10 protein-coding genes and 1 riboswitch are annotated in these 14,265 nt (G+C 46.0%); of the genes, 7 read left to right on the forward strand and 3 right to left on the reverse strand.

What is annotated here, in order from left to right:
- The first annotated feature begins 103 nt into the window (after positions 1 to 103).
- The 5 genes from guaB (at position 104) to AACT42_RS02115 (ending at position 7,076) form a co-directional block, all read left to right on the forward strand.
- Entirely contained in the window at positions 104 to 1,567 is a 1,464-nt protein-coding gene (guaB, locus tag AACT42_RS02095; RefSeq protein ID WP_026028100.1) for an IMP dehydrogenase, read from the forward strand.
- A gap of 81 nt (positions 1,568 to 1,648) precedes the next feature.
- A complete protein-coding gene (guaA, locus tag AACT42_RS02100; RefSeq protein ID WP_094132390.1) occupies positions 1,649 to 3,202 on the forward strand; it encodes a glutamine-hydrolyzing GMP synthase in 1,554 nt (517 codons plus the stop codon).
- Between the two features lie 49 nt (positions 3,203 to 3,251).
- Positions 3,252 to 3,362, forward strand: a riboswitch (TPP riboswitch).
- Between the two features lie 99 nt (positions 3,363 to 3,461).
- Entirely contained in the window at positions 3,462 to 4,319 is an 858-nt protein-coding gene (thiD, locus tag AACT42_RS02105) for a bifunctional hydroxymethylpyrimidine kinase/phosphomethylpyrimidine kinase (RefSeq protein ID WP_094132388.1), read from the forward strand.
- A gap of 280 nt (positions 4,320 to 4,599) precedes the next feature.
- Entirely contained in the window at positions 4,600 to 6,288 is a 1,689-nt protein-coding gene (locus AACT42_RS02110) for a chitinase (protein ID WP_094167918.1), read from the forward strand.
- A gap of 179 nt (positions 6,289 to 6,467) precedes the next feature.
- Positions 6,468 to 7,076: an acetate uptake transporter gene (locus AACT42_RS02115; RefSeq protein ID WP_010320388.1), complete on the forward strand. Its 609-nt coding sequence runs from the start codon at positions 6,468 to 6,470 to the stop codon at positions 7,074 to 7,076.
- A gap of 91 nt (positions 7,077 to 7,167) precedes the next feature.
- On the opposite strand, the gene AACT42_RS02120 is transcribed toward AACT42_RS02115, so the two are convergent.
- The 3 genes from AACT42_RS02120 to AACT42_RS02130 form a co-directional block, all read right to left on the reverse strand.
- On the reverse strand, positions 7,168 to 8,712 hold the full coding sequence (locus tag AACT42_RS02120; protein WP_094131641.1) for an alanine/glycine:cation symporter family protein: 1,545 nt from the start codon (positions 8,710 to 8,712) through the stop codon (positions 7,168 to 7,170).
- A gap of 298 nt (positions 8,713 to 9,010) precedes the next feature.
- A complete protein-coding gene (locus tag AACT42_RS02125) occupies positions 9,011 to 10,270 on the reverse strand; it encodes a D-amino acid dehydrogenase (protein WP_017046262.1) in 1,260 nt (419 codons plus the stop codon).
- 176 nt (positions 10,271 to 10,446) lie between these two features.
- On the reverse strand, positions 10,447 to 11,052 hold the full coding sequence (locus tag AACT42_RS02130; protein ID WP_019282098.1) for a DedA family protein: 606 nt from the start codon (positions 11,050 to 11,052) through the stop codon (positions 10,447 to 10,449).
- Positions 11,053 to 11,268: 216 nt separating this feature from the next.
- Between AACT42_RS02130 and AACT42_RS02135 the strand changes: the two genes are divergently transcribed.
- On the forward strand, positions 11,269 to 11,589 hold the full coding sequence (locus AACT42_RS02135) for a DOPA 4,5-dioxygenase family protein (protein WP_017046265.1): 321 nt from the start codon (positions 11,269 to 11,271) through the stop codon (positions 11,587 to 11,589).
- 304 nt (positions 11,590 to 11,893) lie between these two features.
- A complete protein-coding gene (gene katG / locus AACT42_RS02140) occupies positions 11,894 to 14,068 on the forward strand; it encodes a catalase/peroxidase HPI (protein ID WP_017047941.1) in 2,175 nt (724 codons plus the stop codon).
- Positions 14,069 to 14,265 lie beyond the last annotated feature (197 nt).

Here is a 14,265-nt window from a genome sequence, read left to right on the forward strand (position 1 = left end):
TATCAAATCCAAATCGATTTATCCTGTTCATTGTGTATTAGGGCAAATTGAGACAACTTGGATTTACCTTTTATTCACTCCTCTTAATTGTGAGATATTGCAAATGCTAAGAATTGCCAAAGAAGCGCTGACATTCGATGATGTTCTTCTCGTACCAGCACACTCCACCGTTCTCCCAAACACAGCCGATCTCCATACTCAGCTGACCAAAAATATCGCACTGAACATTCCGATGATCTCAGCTTCTATGGATACAGTGACAGAGGCTCGCCTTGCGATCGCTCTTGCCCAAGAGGGTGGTATTGGTTTTATCCACAAAAATATGCCCATTGAAGAGCAGGCTGAACAAGTCCGTCTTGTCAAAATTTTTGAAGCGGGTGTAGTCACTGCGCCAGTAACAGTTCGCCCTGATGCAACCATTCAAGATGTGATTGCTTTGACAGAGAAACATGGTTTTGCCGGTTTCCCTGTGGTGAGCGATCACAATGAGCTTGTCGGTATCATCACCGGCCGCGATATTCGCTTTGTTACTGATTTAACAAAAAAAGTTGAAGCAGTCATGACACCAAAAGATCGCTTAGCCACAGTTAAAGAGGGCGCATCTCGTCAGGATGTACAAGAGCGCATGCACAAAGCGCGTGTTGAAAAAGTCTTGGTAGTGAATGATGAATTCAAACTGACTGGTATGATCACCGCGAAAGATTTCCATAAAGCAGAACGCAAACCGAATGCTTGTAAAGATGAACAAGGGCGTTTACGTGTTGGTGCGGCTGTTGGTGCCGGTGCTGGCAATGAAGAGCGCGTAAAAGCATTAGTGGAAGCGGGAGTGGATGTTCTACTGATTGACTCTTCCCATGGCCATTCAGAAGGTGTACTTAACCGTATTCGTGAAACGCGCGCCGCTTATCCTGATCTCGATATTATCGGCGGCAATGTTGCAACGGGTGCCGGTGCGAAAGCTCTAATTGACGCGGGCGTAAGCGCGGTCAAAGTCGGTATTGGCCCGGGTTCAATCTGTACAACGCGTATTGTAACGGGTGTTGGTGTTCCTCAAATTACGGCGATTTCTGATGCAGCTGAAGTGGCTGATCAATACGGTATTCCTGTGATTGCTGATGGCGGTATTCGTTTTTCTGGCGATATTTGTAAAGCGATTGCTGCTGGTGCATCTTGCGTGATGGTCGGCTCCATGTTTGCAGGTACTGAAGAAGCTCCGGGTGAAGTTATTTTGTTCCAAGGTCGTTCATATAAAGCTTACCGCGGTATGGGTTCGCTGGGTGCAATGTCTCAAGGCTCTTCTGATCGTTATTTCCAATCTGACAATGCAGCTGACAAGCTTGTACCTGAAGGGATCGAAGGTCGTATCGCTTATCGAGGCCGTCTAAAAGAGATCGTTCATCAACAAATGGGTGGTTTACGCTCAAGCATGGGCTTAACTGGCTCGGCCACTATCGAAGATCTGCGCACTAAAGCCGAGTTTGTTCGTATCTCTGGTGCAGGTATGAAAGAGTCACACGTGCATGATGTTCAAATTACCAAAGAAGCGCCAAACTACCGCTTGGGTTAATGACGAACCACGAATAGCTTGAAGCTTATGGGGAGCGTGATGCTCCCCATCCACTACATTAATGATTGAGATTGACCTTAAATGACTAAAGATATCCATGACCAACGTATTCTGATCTTAGATTTCGGCTCTCAGTACACACAACTGGTTGCCCGCCGTGTTCGCGAAATCGGTGTTTATTGTGAGCTGTGGAGCTGGGATGTTGAAGAAGCAGACATCCGTGAATTCAACCCAGATGGCATTATTCTTTCTGGTGGTCCTGAAAGTGTGACTGAAGCCAACTCTCCGCGTGCGCCACAATATGTGTTTGATTCTGGCGTACCTGTGTTTGGTGTTTGCTATGGCATGCAAACCATGGCTGAACAGTTGGGCGGAAAAGTGGCCAGTTCTGAGGAACGTGAATTTGGTTATGCAGCTGTACAGCTAATGGGTGAATCGGCCCTGTTTAGCGACCTTGAGCTAACGCAAGACGTTTGGATGAGCCACGGTGATAAAGTGGTGCAGATTCCAGCTGATTTTGTAAAAACAGCGCAAACGGAAACTTGTCCTTATGCGGCAATGGCGAACGAAGAGAAAAAATATTATGGCGTGCAATTTCACCCAGAAGTCACGCACACCAAAAACGGTCTAAAAATGCTTGAGAATTTCGTTCTCAACGTTTGTGGTTGTGAGCGTCTATGGACGGCTGAGTCTATCATCGAAGATGCGGTTGCTCGTATTAAAGAGCAAGTCGGCGACGATGAGGTGATCCTTGGCCTATCGGGTGGTGTAGATTCGTCAGTTGTGGCGATGCTGGCTCACCGAGCGATTGGCGATAAATTAACCTGCGTATTCGTTGATAACGGCCTATTGCGTCTGAATGAAGCTCAGCAAGTAATGGATATGTTTGGCAACAAGTTTGGTTTAAACATCATTCATGTTAATGCAGAAGATCGTTTCCTCAACGCACTGCAAGGTGAGTCTGATCCGGAAGCGAAACGCAAAATCATCGGCCATGTGTTTGTTGATATCTTCGATGAAGAATCAAAGAAATTGAAAAATGCGAAATGGCTTGCGCAAGGCACGATTTACCCAGATGTGATTGAATCGGCTGCCTCTAAAACAGGTAAAGCGCACGTGATTAAATCTCACCATAACGTTGGCGGTTTGCCTGATGATATGGAAATGGGATTGGTTGAACCACTGCGTGAGCTTTTCAAAGATGAAGTGCGCAAGATTGGCCTAGAGCTTGGTCTGCCTTACAACATGCTTTACCGCCATCCGTTCCCTGGTCCAGGCCTTGGCGTACGCGTGTTGGGCGAAGTGAAGAAAGAGTACTGTGATTTGCTGCGCCGCGCCGATGCTATTTTCATTGAAGAGCTGCATACCGCTGATCTGTATAACAAAGTGTCCCAAGCTTTCACGGTTTTCTTACCTGTTCGTTCGGTAGGCGTTATGGGTGATGGACGTAAATACGATTGGGTTGTATCGCTACGCGCTGTGGAAACCATTGACTTTATGACCGCACATTGGGCGCACCTGCCTTATGAGTTCTTGGGTAAGGTTTCTAACCGTATCATCAATGAAGTGAATGGTATTTCTCGTGTGGTTTACGATATTTCAGGTAAGCCACCAGCCACTATTGAGTGGGAATAATTCCTCCAGAAAAGCGTACTCCTTCGGTGAGTGCCCTGTTATGATTGCTGCGAAATAGTCGGGGAGCCGATGCAGATTCTGCATCGGCTGAGATCGAAATTCGAGACCCGTCGAACCTGATTCAGTTAATACTGACGTAGGGAACTATGAGCACTTTGTCACGAGCCGAATAACAACGGCTAACCTTTGTAAATTCGATTACCGAACTTTCCAACCACGGTCAAAGTCAGTTCCTGTATGTCTTGTCATAGGAGCGACCATGGCACAACCAATACAGAAACACACACAAGAAACGACGCTATTAAACATACCTGTTGTACTCACTATCGCAGGGTCTGATAGCGGTGGAGGGGCAGGCATTCAAGCCGACATCAAAGCGATATCGGCAACTGGCAGTTTCGCGTGTTCCGTTATTACCGCCATTACTTCACAAAATACTCAAGGCGTCTCCGCCATTTTCCCCATTCCACTTGATCATATCGAAAGCCAGTTAGATGCCGTCTTTAGCGACTTGAAGATCGTGGCCGTTAAAATTGGCATGCTAGCCGATGCCAGTATCATCAAGATCGTTGCCAAAAAAATGCAGCAATACCAACCCAAGAGCCTTGTGATAGACCCCGTGATGGTGGCGACCAGTGGTGATTTATTACTTGAGCAATCGGCAATCAGTACATTAAAAGAAATGTTGATCCCTTTGGCTGACATCATTACCCCCAATTTATTTGAGGGAGCAGTACTTACTGGCAAGCCGGTTCCTCAATCTGAAGTCGAAATGAGCGGTATGGTGGCTGATTTACGAGCGTTGGGTGCAAAGGCGGTGCTGCTAAAAGGTGGGCATTTAGAACAAGATGAAAACAGCAATGATCTTTTGATCATGCAATCTTCGTCAGAATTACTCAGTGCGAAGCGTTTTCCAACCCAAAATACCCATGGGACGGGTTGCACGCTCTCTTCTGCGATCGCTTCTTATCTTGCTCAAGGAAATAACCTGCACAAATCCGTGTATTTGGCTAAGCAGTACATATCGCAAGCCATTGGCTATGCCGATGAGCTGGATGTTGGCCAAGGTCGCGGCCCAGTTCATCACTTTTTTACTGGCCACGCTCATGTGCGCTAAGCCATTGCCGGTGCGATGATGCTTGAGAAATTTGAGGCATTGGTTGTTCACTTAACCTGATGAAAAATAGATTGAACTCTAAAAGCCTCAAGCTTTTTTGAGGCTTTTTCATATTTATCGACTTGCCTTCAAAGGGCGATGTCGCCGTACGATAATTGGTTTACATCATGATGAAACCACTCGCATTTTGACATTTAATTAATAAGTTTCACTGTCAACAATGGCTCGGCTATCCATACTATTTTCACCGTACCCACTAAGCAAAAAATAAGGGATTGATATGTTGAAAACAAAGCATTTAGCCGTGCTGATTAGCAGTGTCTTAGCCGCAAACAGTTACGCGTTAAATATCTTACCTGACCCTGAAAATTCTGCGGGTTATATTGTCTCTAAAGTAGAGCTACAAGCGGCAGAAAAAGCCAAAACAGCGGATCCTATGTATGCCATCTGGTCGAAAGCACTAGAAACGCGTTCGAATGCGATTGTTGAAGCAATAGTACCGGGGTTAAGTTCTAACCCTGAAAACGTCAAGCGTGTTGAACGAGTTTTTCCACAGTACGAGTGGGATTTCTTAACTCAAATGGCGGCTCCCGAATACACCTATACGCGCTTCTTACGGGCAATAGGCAAATTCCCCGCGTTTTGTGGCGAATATACGGATGGCCGAGATTCAGACGCAATTTGTAAAAAATCCATCGTGACGGCTTTTGCTCATTTCTCACAAGAAACGGGTGGCCACATTGCGAAAGACAACGTATCTGATAACCCTAATGGGCTTGAAGAGTGGCAGCAAGCACTGGTTCATGTACGTGAAATGGGGTGGTCTGAAGGGCAAAGTGGCTATACAACCGGTTGTGGCCAAAATGATTGGCAAAATGCTCGTTGGCCGTGCGCCGCCGGGCAAGGGTATTTTGGTCGAGGCGCGAAGCAGCTCTCTTATCATTTCAACTATGGCGCTTTTTCTGAAGTGATGTTTGATGGTGATGCCAAAGTACTACTCAATAACCCCGGATTAGTAGCGGATTCTTGGTTGAATTTAGCTTCAGCGATTTGGTTTTTCTTAACACCTCAAGCACCGAAACCGGCAATGTTGCACGTAATTGACCGTACATGGACACCTTCGCAACGTGAAAGCGATGCCGGTATTGGCTATGGTTTTGGCACCACAATTAACGTTATCAATGGTGGCATTGAGTGCGGTGAACAGAATAAGGATAAAGGTCAACCGGTTAATCGCATTCGCTACTGGGAAGGGCTAGCGGATCATTATCAAATACCGATTGAGTCAGATGAAAAGAATACCTGTTGGCAGCAAACGCCTTACGGTAGCTTAAATTTGAACGGTGCGACGGATGTGCTGTATACCAACTGGGATGGTAATTGGAAATATTACTCTGATCGCCCAGGTGGCTACTCGTTTGAATGTGAACTGGTTGGTTTCCAAACCGCGTATTCAGCCCTTGTTGCTGGTGATTACGAAAAATGTGTGACTAACTTTTATGGTTCACATTCTAGCTGGCCCCAAGTGCGTGTTGTGGATGCGATTGATCCCGGTACGCCACCAGAGCCACCAGTGGATGGCATTGTCGGCTGGGAAGCAACAAAGGTATATAACACGGGCGATAAGGTGAGCTATAAAGGCGCTACTTATGAAGCTAAGTGGTGGTCACAAGGTAATGAACCCACTCAAGGTGATCCTTGGAAGCTTATTACGGGTGAACCAACAGCGCCCACAACACCTGACCCTGTTGAGCCTCCGCCAGTCGTCAATGAGCCAGAACCGCCCGTCACATCAGAGCCGACGCCACCAAGCAGTGATTTTTCAAGCTGGGTTGCAGGGGTTACTGTTGCAAAAAATGGCGATAAAATTACGCATAATGGAAAGTGTTTTATGGCTAAAAATAACCCCGGAGTATGGGAATCACCCACGCAAAGTAACTGGTTTTGGGATGAAATAAACTGCCAATAGAGAGTAACATTTAGCAAAAGGAGAGCAGCACGATCGAATTCGGTTGTCCTGCTCTCTTTTTGAACAATCAAGTATCTAAATTTACAATCTTAGTTTCCGTTAACGTTCTTTCCATTTTGTGTGCTACTCCACTAAAATCCGCGCGTAATTTTTATCAACATTTTTTAAGGTACTCGCGAATGTCTACTAAATTGGCCAATCCAGCGCCGCTAGGCCTAATGGGTTTTGGCATGACGACTATCCTGCTTAATATCCATAATGCAGGCTTTTTCCCTATCGACTCTATGATTTTGGCGATGGGTATTTTCTACGGCGGCTTAAGTCAAGTCATCGTGGGTATCATGTGTTTCAAACGTGGTGACACTTTTGGCACCACAGCGTTTACCTCTTACGGTCTATTTTGGCTCACATTGGTTGGACTGATTGTCATGCCATACATGGGACTACCAGCAAGCCCTGCTCATTTTATGGGTTGGTACTTAGCGTTGTGGGGTATTTTCACTGGTTTCATGTTTATCGGTTCATTGTGCTACCCACGAGCTAAACAAGTGGTATTCGGCTCACTGACCATTCTATTTGCTTTGCTAGCGGCGCGTGATTTCACTGGTAGCGAGCTTATCGGCACGATTGCCGGCTTTGAAGGTATCTTCTGTGGCGCAAGTGCGATTTATTTTGCAATGGCTCAAGTTCTGAATAACGAATACGGCCGTGTTATTTTGCCGATTGGTGAAAAGAAAGCGCAAAACGCTGTTGTCGAAAAGTTGACGACACAAGAAATCGCAGCCTAATACGGGTTGATGAAAAAGAAAAAGGGTTAGCGTTTGCTAACCCTTTTTACGTTTACCTTGATTGCTTTTTGCTGATGAGCTTAGCTAATCGTTAGGATGATGGTTGTTCAACACCCACGGAGCTTTTTTCTACGGTTGGTTCTTGTCCCGTTTTGCGTTTATATTTTCCTTCCCAATATGTCGCATTCTTAATGCCGAGTTTTACTGGGTTGAAAAGATACTCATCGACACCTTGTTTTTGTTGCTCTTCATAATCTTTGAGTGCTGCAATAGCTGGTTTAGCCATAAAGAAGATGATCAAAATCCCGACTATGTTTAGCCACGCCATCAAACCCACGCCCACATCACCCATTGCCCAAGCAAGGTTCGCGGTTCTCACTGTGCCGTAGAATACCGTTGCGATGATCACTACTTTAAGAAGGAACATCAGGCCATCGACTTTAAAGGTGCGGCGAATGTAAGCAATATTCGTTTCAGCAATATAGTAGTATGCCAAAATCGTGGTAAAGGCGAAGAAGAACAGAGCAAACGCAACAAAAGGTTTGCCCACGCCCGGTAGTGCGCTCTCAATCGCCATTTGGGTAAATACTGGGCCATTGGCACTAATATCCGCCGCGATGTTCTGTACTAAAAATGCACCTTCTGCGCCGCCGTGTACGTTATAAGCACCAGTGATCAGAATCATGAACGCGGTTGCGGAACAGACCAGCAGAGTATCAATGTAGATAGAAAATGCTTGCACTAAACCTTGCTGCGCTGGGTGATCAACACTCGCGGCAGCCGCAGCGTGCGGTCCAGTACCTTGGCCTGCTTCGTTTGAGTAAACACCTCGTTTTACCCCCCAACCAATCGCAGCACCAATACCTGCCATTGGTGTGAACGCATCACCAATGATCATGGCAAAAATACGTGGTACTTCACTGATGTTAAGCAGGATGATAACAAACGCAGTAATCACATAGGCCAAAGCCATAAATGGCACCACGACCTGTGTGAAGTTAGCGATACGCTTAACACCACCAAAGATGATGAAAGCTAAAATAATTGACACTACGGTACCAGTAAAAATCTTAGCAAAAGTGAAGCTACCGATAGTCGTTTCAATGATTGGGCCAGCCCCAAAAGCCGCTTCTACGGCATTACCAATGCTGTTGGATTGCACGCCAGGTAAAAGCACACCACAAGCAAAGATGGTGGAAATGGCGAAGATCCATGCATACCATTTTTGTCCCATCGCTTTTTCGATGTAATAAGCGGGGCCACCACGGAATTCACCTTCATCTTCTTCTTTATAAATTTGTGCCAGAGTTGATTCAGCATAAGCAGTCGCGGCACCAAAAAAGGCCACTACCCACATCCAGAAAATAGCACCAGGGCCACCAAAACCAATTGCTGCGGCTACGCCTGCAATATTACCCGTACCGACGCGTCCCGAAAGTGAAACGGCCAAAGCTTGGAAAGAGGATATCCCTTTGGTTGAGCTTTTTCCGGAAAGAAGAAGTCGCCACATTTCAAAAAAGTGACGGACCTGAACGAATCGGGTCACAATTGAGTAGAATAAACCCGCACCAAGGCATAAATAAATTAGCGCCGGGCTCCAGATTATTCCATTCAGAAAATCAACAAATGACTGCATATGCATTTCCCTGTTTTAGTAGTTTTGGTGAGTGTTGTGTTTGCTTTGTGGGCAACATATTAATCTTTTTGTAACTTAGATGTTAATTTATTTGTCTGTGAATAATCGTTAGCGTGATGAGGAACACAAAATGCTAACGAAATGTTAAATAATAGGTGGGTTAATTAGAATTGGCTAAAATTTCAGCGCATATGGGTTGGTCACCCGAAAGGTTGGAAATTAAATCCTCTCGGGTGAATCATTATGCATAATAACTTTCTACTAAGGTTTAGCTAATAATAAGCATTTTCTATTGTAACTAGTTGATGAGGTAGCGAGAGAGATTCAACTCATGAATTGGTAAAGCACAAGTTTGCTCACTGACAATGTCGGCAAGAAGCTGTCCAGATCCGCAAGCCATCGTCCACCCTAAGGTTCCATGTCCGGTATTGGTGTAGAGGTTTTCAAATGGAGTGGAGCCTATAATCGGAGTCCCGTCAGGCGTCATTGGTCTAAAGCCTGTCCAGAATTCAGCTTGTGCTAAATCACCGCCTTGAGGAAAGAGATCGGTCACGACTTTTGCAATGGTTGCTTTGCGCGCATCAGGCAAGGCAGGATCAAACCCGGCTAACTCTGCCGTGCCCGCGACACGAATTCGATCCTCAAAACGAGTGATGGCCACTTTATATGTTTCGTCCATTACCGTTGAACGTGGGGACAGTTCGGCGTCGACAATCGGCAGCGTTAGTGAGTACCCTTTCACTGGATAAACAGGAATGGAGATACCCAATGTCGCCAGTAAAGCGGTAGAGTAACTGCCGAGTGCGACGACATATTTGTCTGCTTTCAGTTCACCTTTATCGGTTTGGACAGCGATGATCTTTTTACCTTCAGTGGTTAATGTTTTTATTTGTGTATCAAACAGAAATTGCACCCCACGGCTTTTCGCGAGCTCTGTTAATTGTTGGCAAAACAGATAGCAGTCCCCGGTTTCATCGTCGGGGAGGTACAAACCACCTCGCAATTTATCGCGTACAAGAGCAAGCCCCGGCTCTTGCTTAATGCACCCATCGACATCAAGAAGCTGATAACGAATCCCACTTTGCTCGAGTAGTTTGATGTCCTTTTGTATCGCTTGTAGCTGTTTTTCGCTGCGAAATACTTGCAACGTTCCAAGCCGACGGCCTTGATATTGCAGGTTATGTTGCTGATTCAGGTCAGCCAAACAAACGCGGCTGTAATTGGCAATCGCCAGCATTCGGGCTTTATTGATGTTGTAACGATCCTGCTGGCAGTTCAATAACATTTTACCCATCCACGCCAACAGCTGTGGGTCGATAGACGGTTTTATTTTCAACGGCGCATGCTCTTCAAACAGCCACTTTAATGCTTTTTGTGGGATGCCGGGTGCAGCCCAAGGGGAAGAGTAGCCATAAGATATTTGCCCTGCGTTAGCAAAACTGGTTTCTTTTGCACCTTGTGATTGGCGATCCACCACCGTTACTCGGTGGCCCGCTTGTGATAAATACCATGCGCTGGTTAGCCCGATGACGCCGCTGCCTAAGACGATCACGTCCATGTTGTCTCCTTAAATCATCCTAGTGTGTTCTTTGAGCACATTCAGAGTTGGTGTAAATGTTCACATAATGGCAACATCAAACATCAAATTGAGTGGAAACACAATCACTAGCCCCTGCACTTATTTTTATGTGGTGATGACAGAAGGGGGGAAATGAAGTCAGAGACAGGTCGCTATCAGCGCTGAGTGTGTCTATGTTTCAATACTGCATAAATCATAACGATAAAAGTGATAGCGGCCATTGCCCAGATCCAATAGCGGTAAGCAGAATAAAAGTGGCTGATTTGGTGAAGATGTTCAAATGCAAAATGGGTGAGTAAACCAAAGACCGCGACCCAAACTGTGGTGGCAAGCACGTTACCCAGTAAAAATACTCTGATGGGCATTTTCGCCACTCCGCAGGCTAATGGCATGAATTGTTTCATCCCCTCAACAAAGCGACTGATGATTAAGCAAATCGGGCCGTATTTTTGAATAGCGCTTTGCAGTTTTTGAAATTTAGCCCCTGAAATATAGCCTTTTTTATCCAACCAACCCTCAAAATAATAGCCGAGCAGATAGCCGCAACTATTACCAATAAAGCAGCTTAGCCACGATACAATCATAACAAGAGAGAAATTCATTACGCCATTGGATGACAAAATGGACGCGGCAATCATGAGCGATTGGCCGGGCATCGGAATGCCAATCCCTTCGAAAAAGATGCTGATGATCAGTGCTAGGTATCCGTACTGTTCCAATAACGGCTGCATTGAGAGGAGCAGTTGATTGATAGGTTGCAAAGCGGGTATCCACCATCGAAAGTTTGAGGTTATTTAATACGCTGGTTCTTCGTTTGAATCAACGTCATCGTGTGATAATGCCCATTTCTTGGCTCTTAAAATAGAATACGTTGTGGTTAGTACCTTCAAATTAGCTGAAAATCATCAGCAAATTTGTTGTGGTTTCTATGCTCTTTTGGCGTAGTACACTGCTTAAAAATCAAGAGGAGTTATTTTATGTTTCATGCCCATGTTTATTTTGATCTCGCAGAGCAAGCAAAAGCACAGCGCGTACAACAAAAAATTGCCCAACAACGACATGATGTACAAGCCATGTTTGGCTTAGTACCAAGGCTTGTTGGCCCGCACTTAAAGCCGATGTTTGAAGTACACCTTGCTGACAATAGCCACGGATTTATTGAGTGGCTAGATGAACATCGGGAAGGTCTTAGCGTGTTAATCCATCCGGTTTCTGGAGACGATAGGTATGACCATTCTGAGGGACAAGTTCTGTGGTTAGGAGAGACTTTAGGGGTGAACTTAGCCGTATTGCGTTAGAGGATGCCTATCAAATTAATAGCCACAGTGAATTAGTGTTTAATGCTCATCTTGTCTAGTCTGTACAGAACGCAGCAGAAACAATAATCGTGGCAAGGTTTTGAAGAAAAAGGTTTTTCGAACAAGTCGTGACCGCAGGCTCATCACCTCTCGTTGTTATTGTATATACATGATGTTGTTCTAAGTTTTGTTGCATTTGAATTTAATACAGTGAATGTTCAGCCAATATTGACCGTGCTGAGTGTTTTTAGAATAAATCAAGCACACTTAAATAGCCGCAGTAATGCGAAGCAAGGAGAACGCAATGGAGAATAAAGGTATGAATTCGGGCGGTAAATGCCCTGTCATGCACGGCGGAGTAACCTCTGCTGAACTATCGAACATGGATTGGTGGCCAAAAGCACTGAATCTTGACATTCTTCACCAGCACGACGTGAAAACCAACCCAATGGGGGCGGATTTTAATTACCGCGATGCGCTAAAAACATTGGATGTTGATGCCTTGAAAAAAGATCTCAAAGCACTAATGACCGATAGCCAAGAGTGGTGGCCTGCCGACTGGGGGCATTACGGTGGTTTGATGATCCGCATGGCATGGCACTCCGCTGGGACTTACCGAATTGCAGATGGTCGCGGTGGTGCGGGCTCTGGCAACCAGCGTTTTGCTCCGCTTAACTCGTGGCCCGATAACGCCAACTTAGATAAAGCTCGTCGCTTATTGTGGCCAATCAAACAAAAATACGGCAACAAAATCAGTTGGGCAGATCTGATGATCTTGGCGGGTAATATGGCTTATGAATCCATGGGGCTTAAAACCTTTGGTTTCGCTTTTGGTCGTGAAGATATTTGGCACCCAGAAAAAGACACTTATTGGGGCTCAGAAAAAGAGTGGCTAGCGCCAAGTGGCGGAGAAAATAGCCGCTATTCCGGTCAGCGCGATCTAGAAAACCCGCTTGCTGCCGTGATGATGGGCCTGATTTATGTAAACCCTGAAGGCGTTGACGGTAATCCAGACCCGCTTAAAACCGCACATGACATGCGCGTCACTTTTGAGCGCATGGCAATGAATGATGAAGAAACCGTGGCGCTGACAGCGGGTGGGCATACTGTGGGTAAAGCGCATGGTAATGGTAGCGCTGCGAACTTAGGGCCAGATCCTGAAGGGGCGGACTTGCACGAACAAGGCTTGGGTTGGAATAACCATGCCAGTCGCGGCATTGGCCGTAATACCGTCACCAGTGGTATTGAAGGTGCATGGACTACGCACCCAACCCAGTGGGATAACGGCTTCTTCCACCTGTTGTTTACCTACGAATGGCAACTGACGAAGAGCCCTGCTGGCGCGTGGCAGTGGGAGCCAATCAACATCAAAGAGGAAGATAAACCGGTTGATGTGGAAGACCCAAGCATTCGCTATAACCCCATGATGACCGATGCCGATATGGCGCTGAAGATGGATCCTGAATATCGCAAGATCTCAGAGCGTTTCTACAAAGACCCAGCGTATTTCTCTGAAGTGTTTGCGCGAGCTTGGTTTAAGCTTACTCACCGTGATATGGGGCCTAAAGCGCGTTACTTTGGCCCTGATGTGCCGGCAGAAGATCTCATTTGGCAAGATCCCATCCCCGCAGGTCGTAAAGATTATGATGTGGATGCAGTAAAAGCAAAAATAGCGGCCAGCGGCTTAAGCATCAGTGAGATGGTCAGCACCGCATGGGATAGTGCTCGTACTTTCCGTGGTTCCGATAAACGTGGTGGCGCTAACGGTGCGCGCATTCGCTTGGCTCCTCAAAAAGATTGGCAAGGTAATGAGCCAGAAAGACTCAGCAAAGTGTTGGCTGTTCTGGATAAAATTGCTGCTGATGCGGGTATTAGCATCGCCGATACCATTGTTTTGGCGGGTAACGTCGGTGTTGAACAAGCGGCCAAAGCGGCAGGCGTTAATATTACTGTGCCTTTTACTACCGGACGTGGTGATGCAACGCTTGAACAAACGGATGTGGAATCGTTTGATGTGCTTGAGCCACTGGCGGATGGTTTCCGTAACTGGCAAAAGAAACATTACGTGGTTAACCCAGAAGAGATGCTGTTAGATAAAGCGCAACTATTGCGCCTGACCGCCCCAGAAATGACCGTATTGATTGGTGGATTGCGAGTGCTCGGTACAAACTATGGCGGCAGTCAACATGGTGTATTGACAGACCGTGTTGGGGCGTTGACTAACGATTTCTTCGTTAACCTCACCGACATGAATTATACTTGGAAGCCAACAGGCCGTAACTCTTACGATATGGTTGAGCGTAAGAGCGGTAAAACAAAATGGACAGCGACTCGTGTTGATTTGGTGTTTGGCTCAAACTCCATTTTGCGCTCATACGCTGAAATTTACGCGCAGGACGATAACAAAGAGAAGTTCGTCAAAGACTTTGTCGCTGCTTGGACCAAAGTCATGAACGCCGATCGCTTCGACGTGTTGTAAGCTATCTCCACTCGGTAATCTTGATATTAAGGCCCTCTTAGCGAGGGCCTTGTTGTGTCTCGGTTTTCTCTCTAAACGGCTTGTTTATAAAAGAGACTAGTCCCCAAAAAACGAGTGTTTCTAAAAACAGACGGAACCTAAAAATAGATGGTATCTAAAAAATAGAGGGCATCTAGGAAGGATCACACAGCGATATA

The organism is Vibrio sp. V15_P4S5T153 (assembly GCF_963874485.1).
Taxonomy (GTDB): domain Bacteria; phylum Pseudomonadota; class Gammaproteobacteria; order Enterobacterales; family Vibrionaceae; genus Vibrio; species Vibrio anguillarum.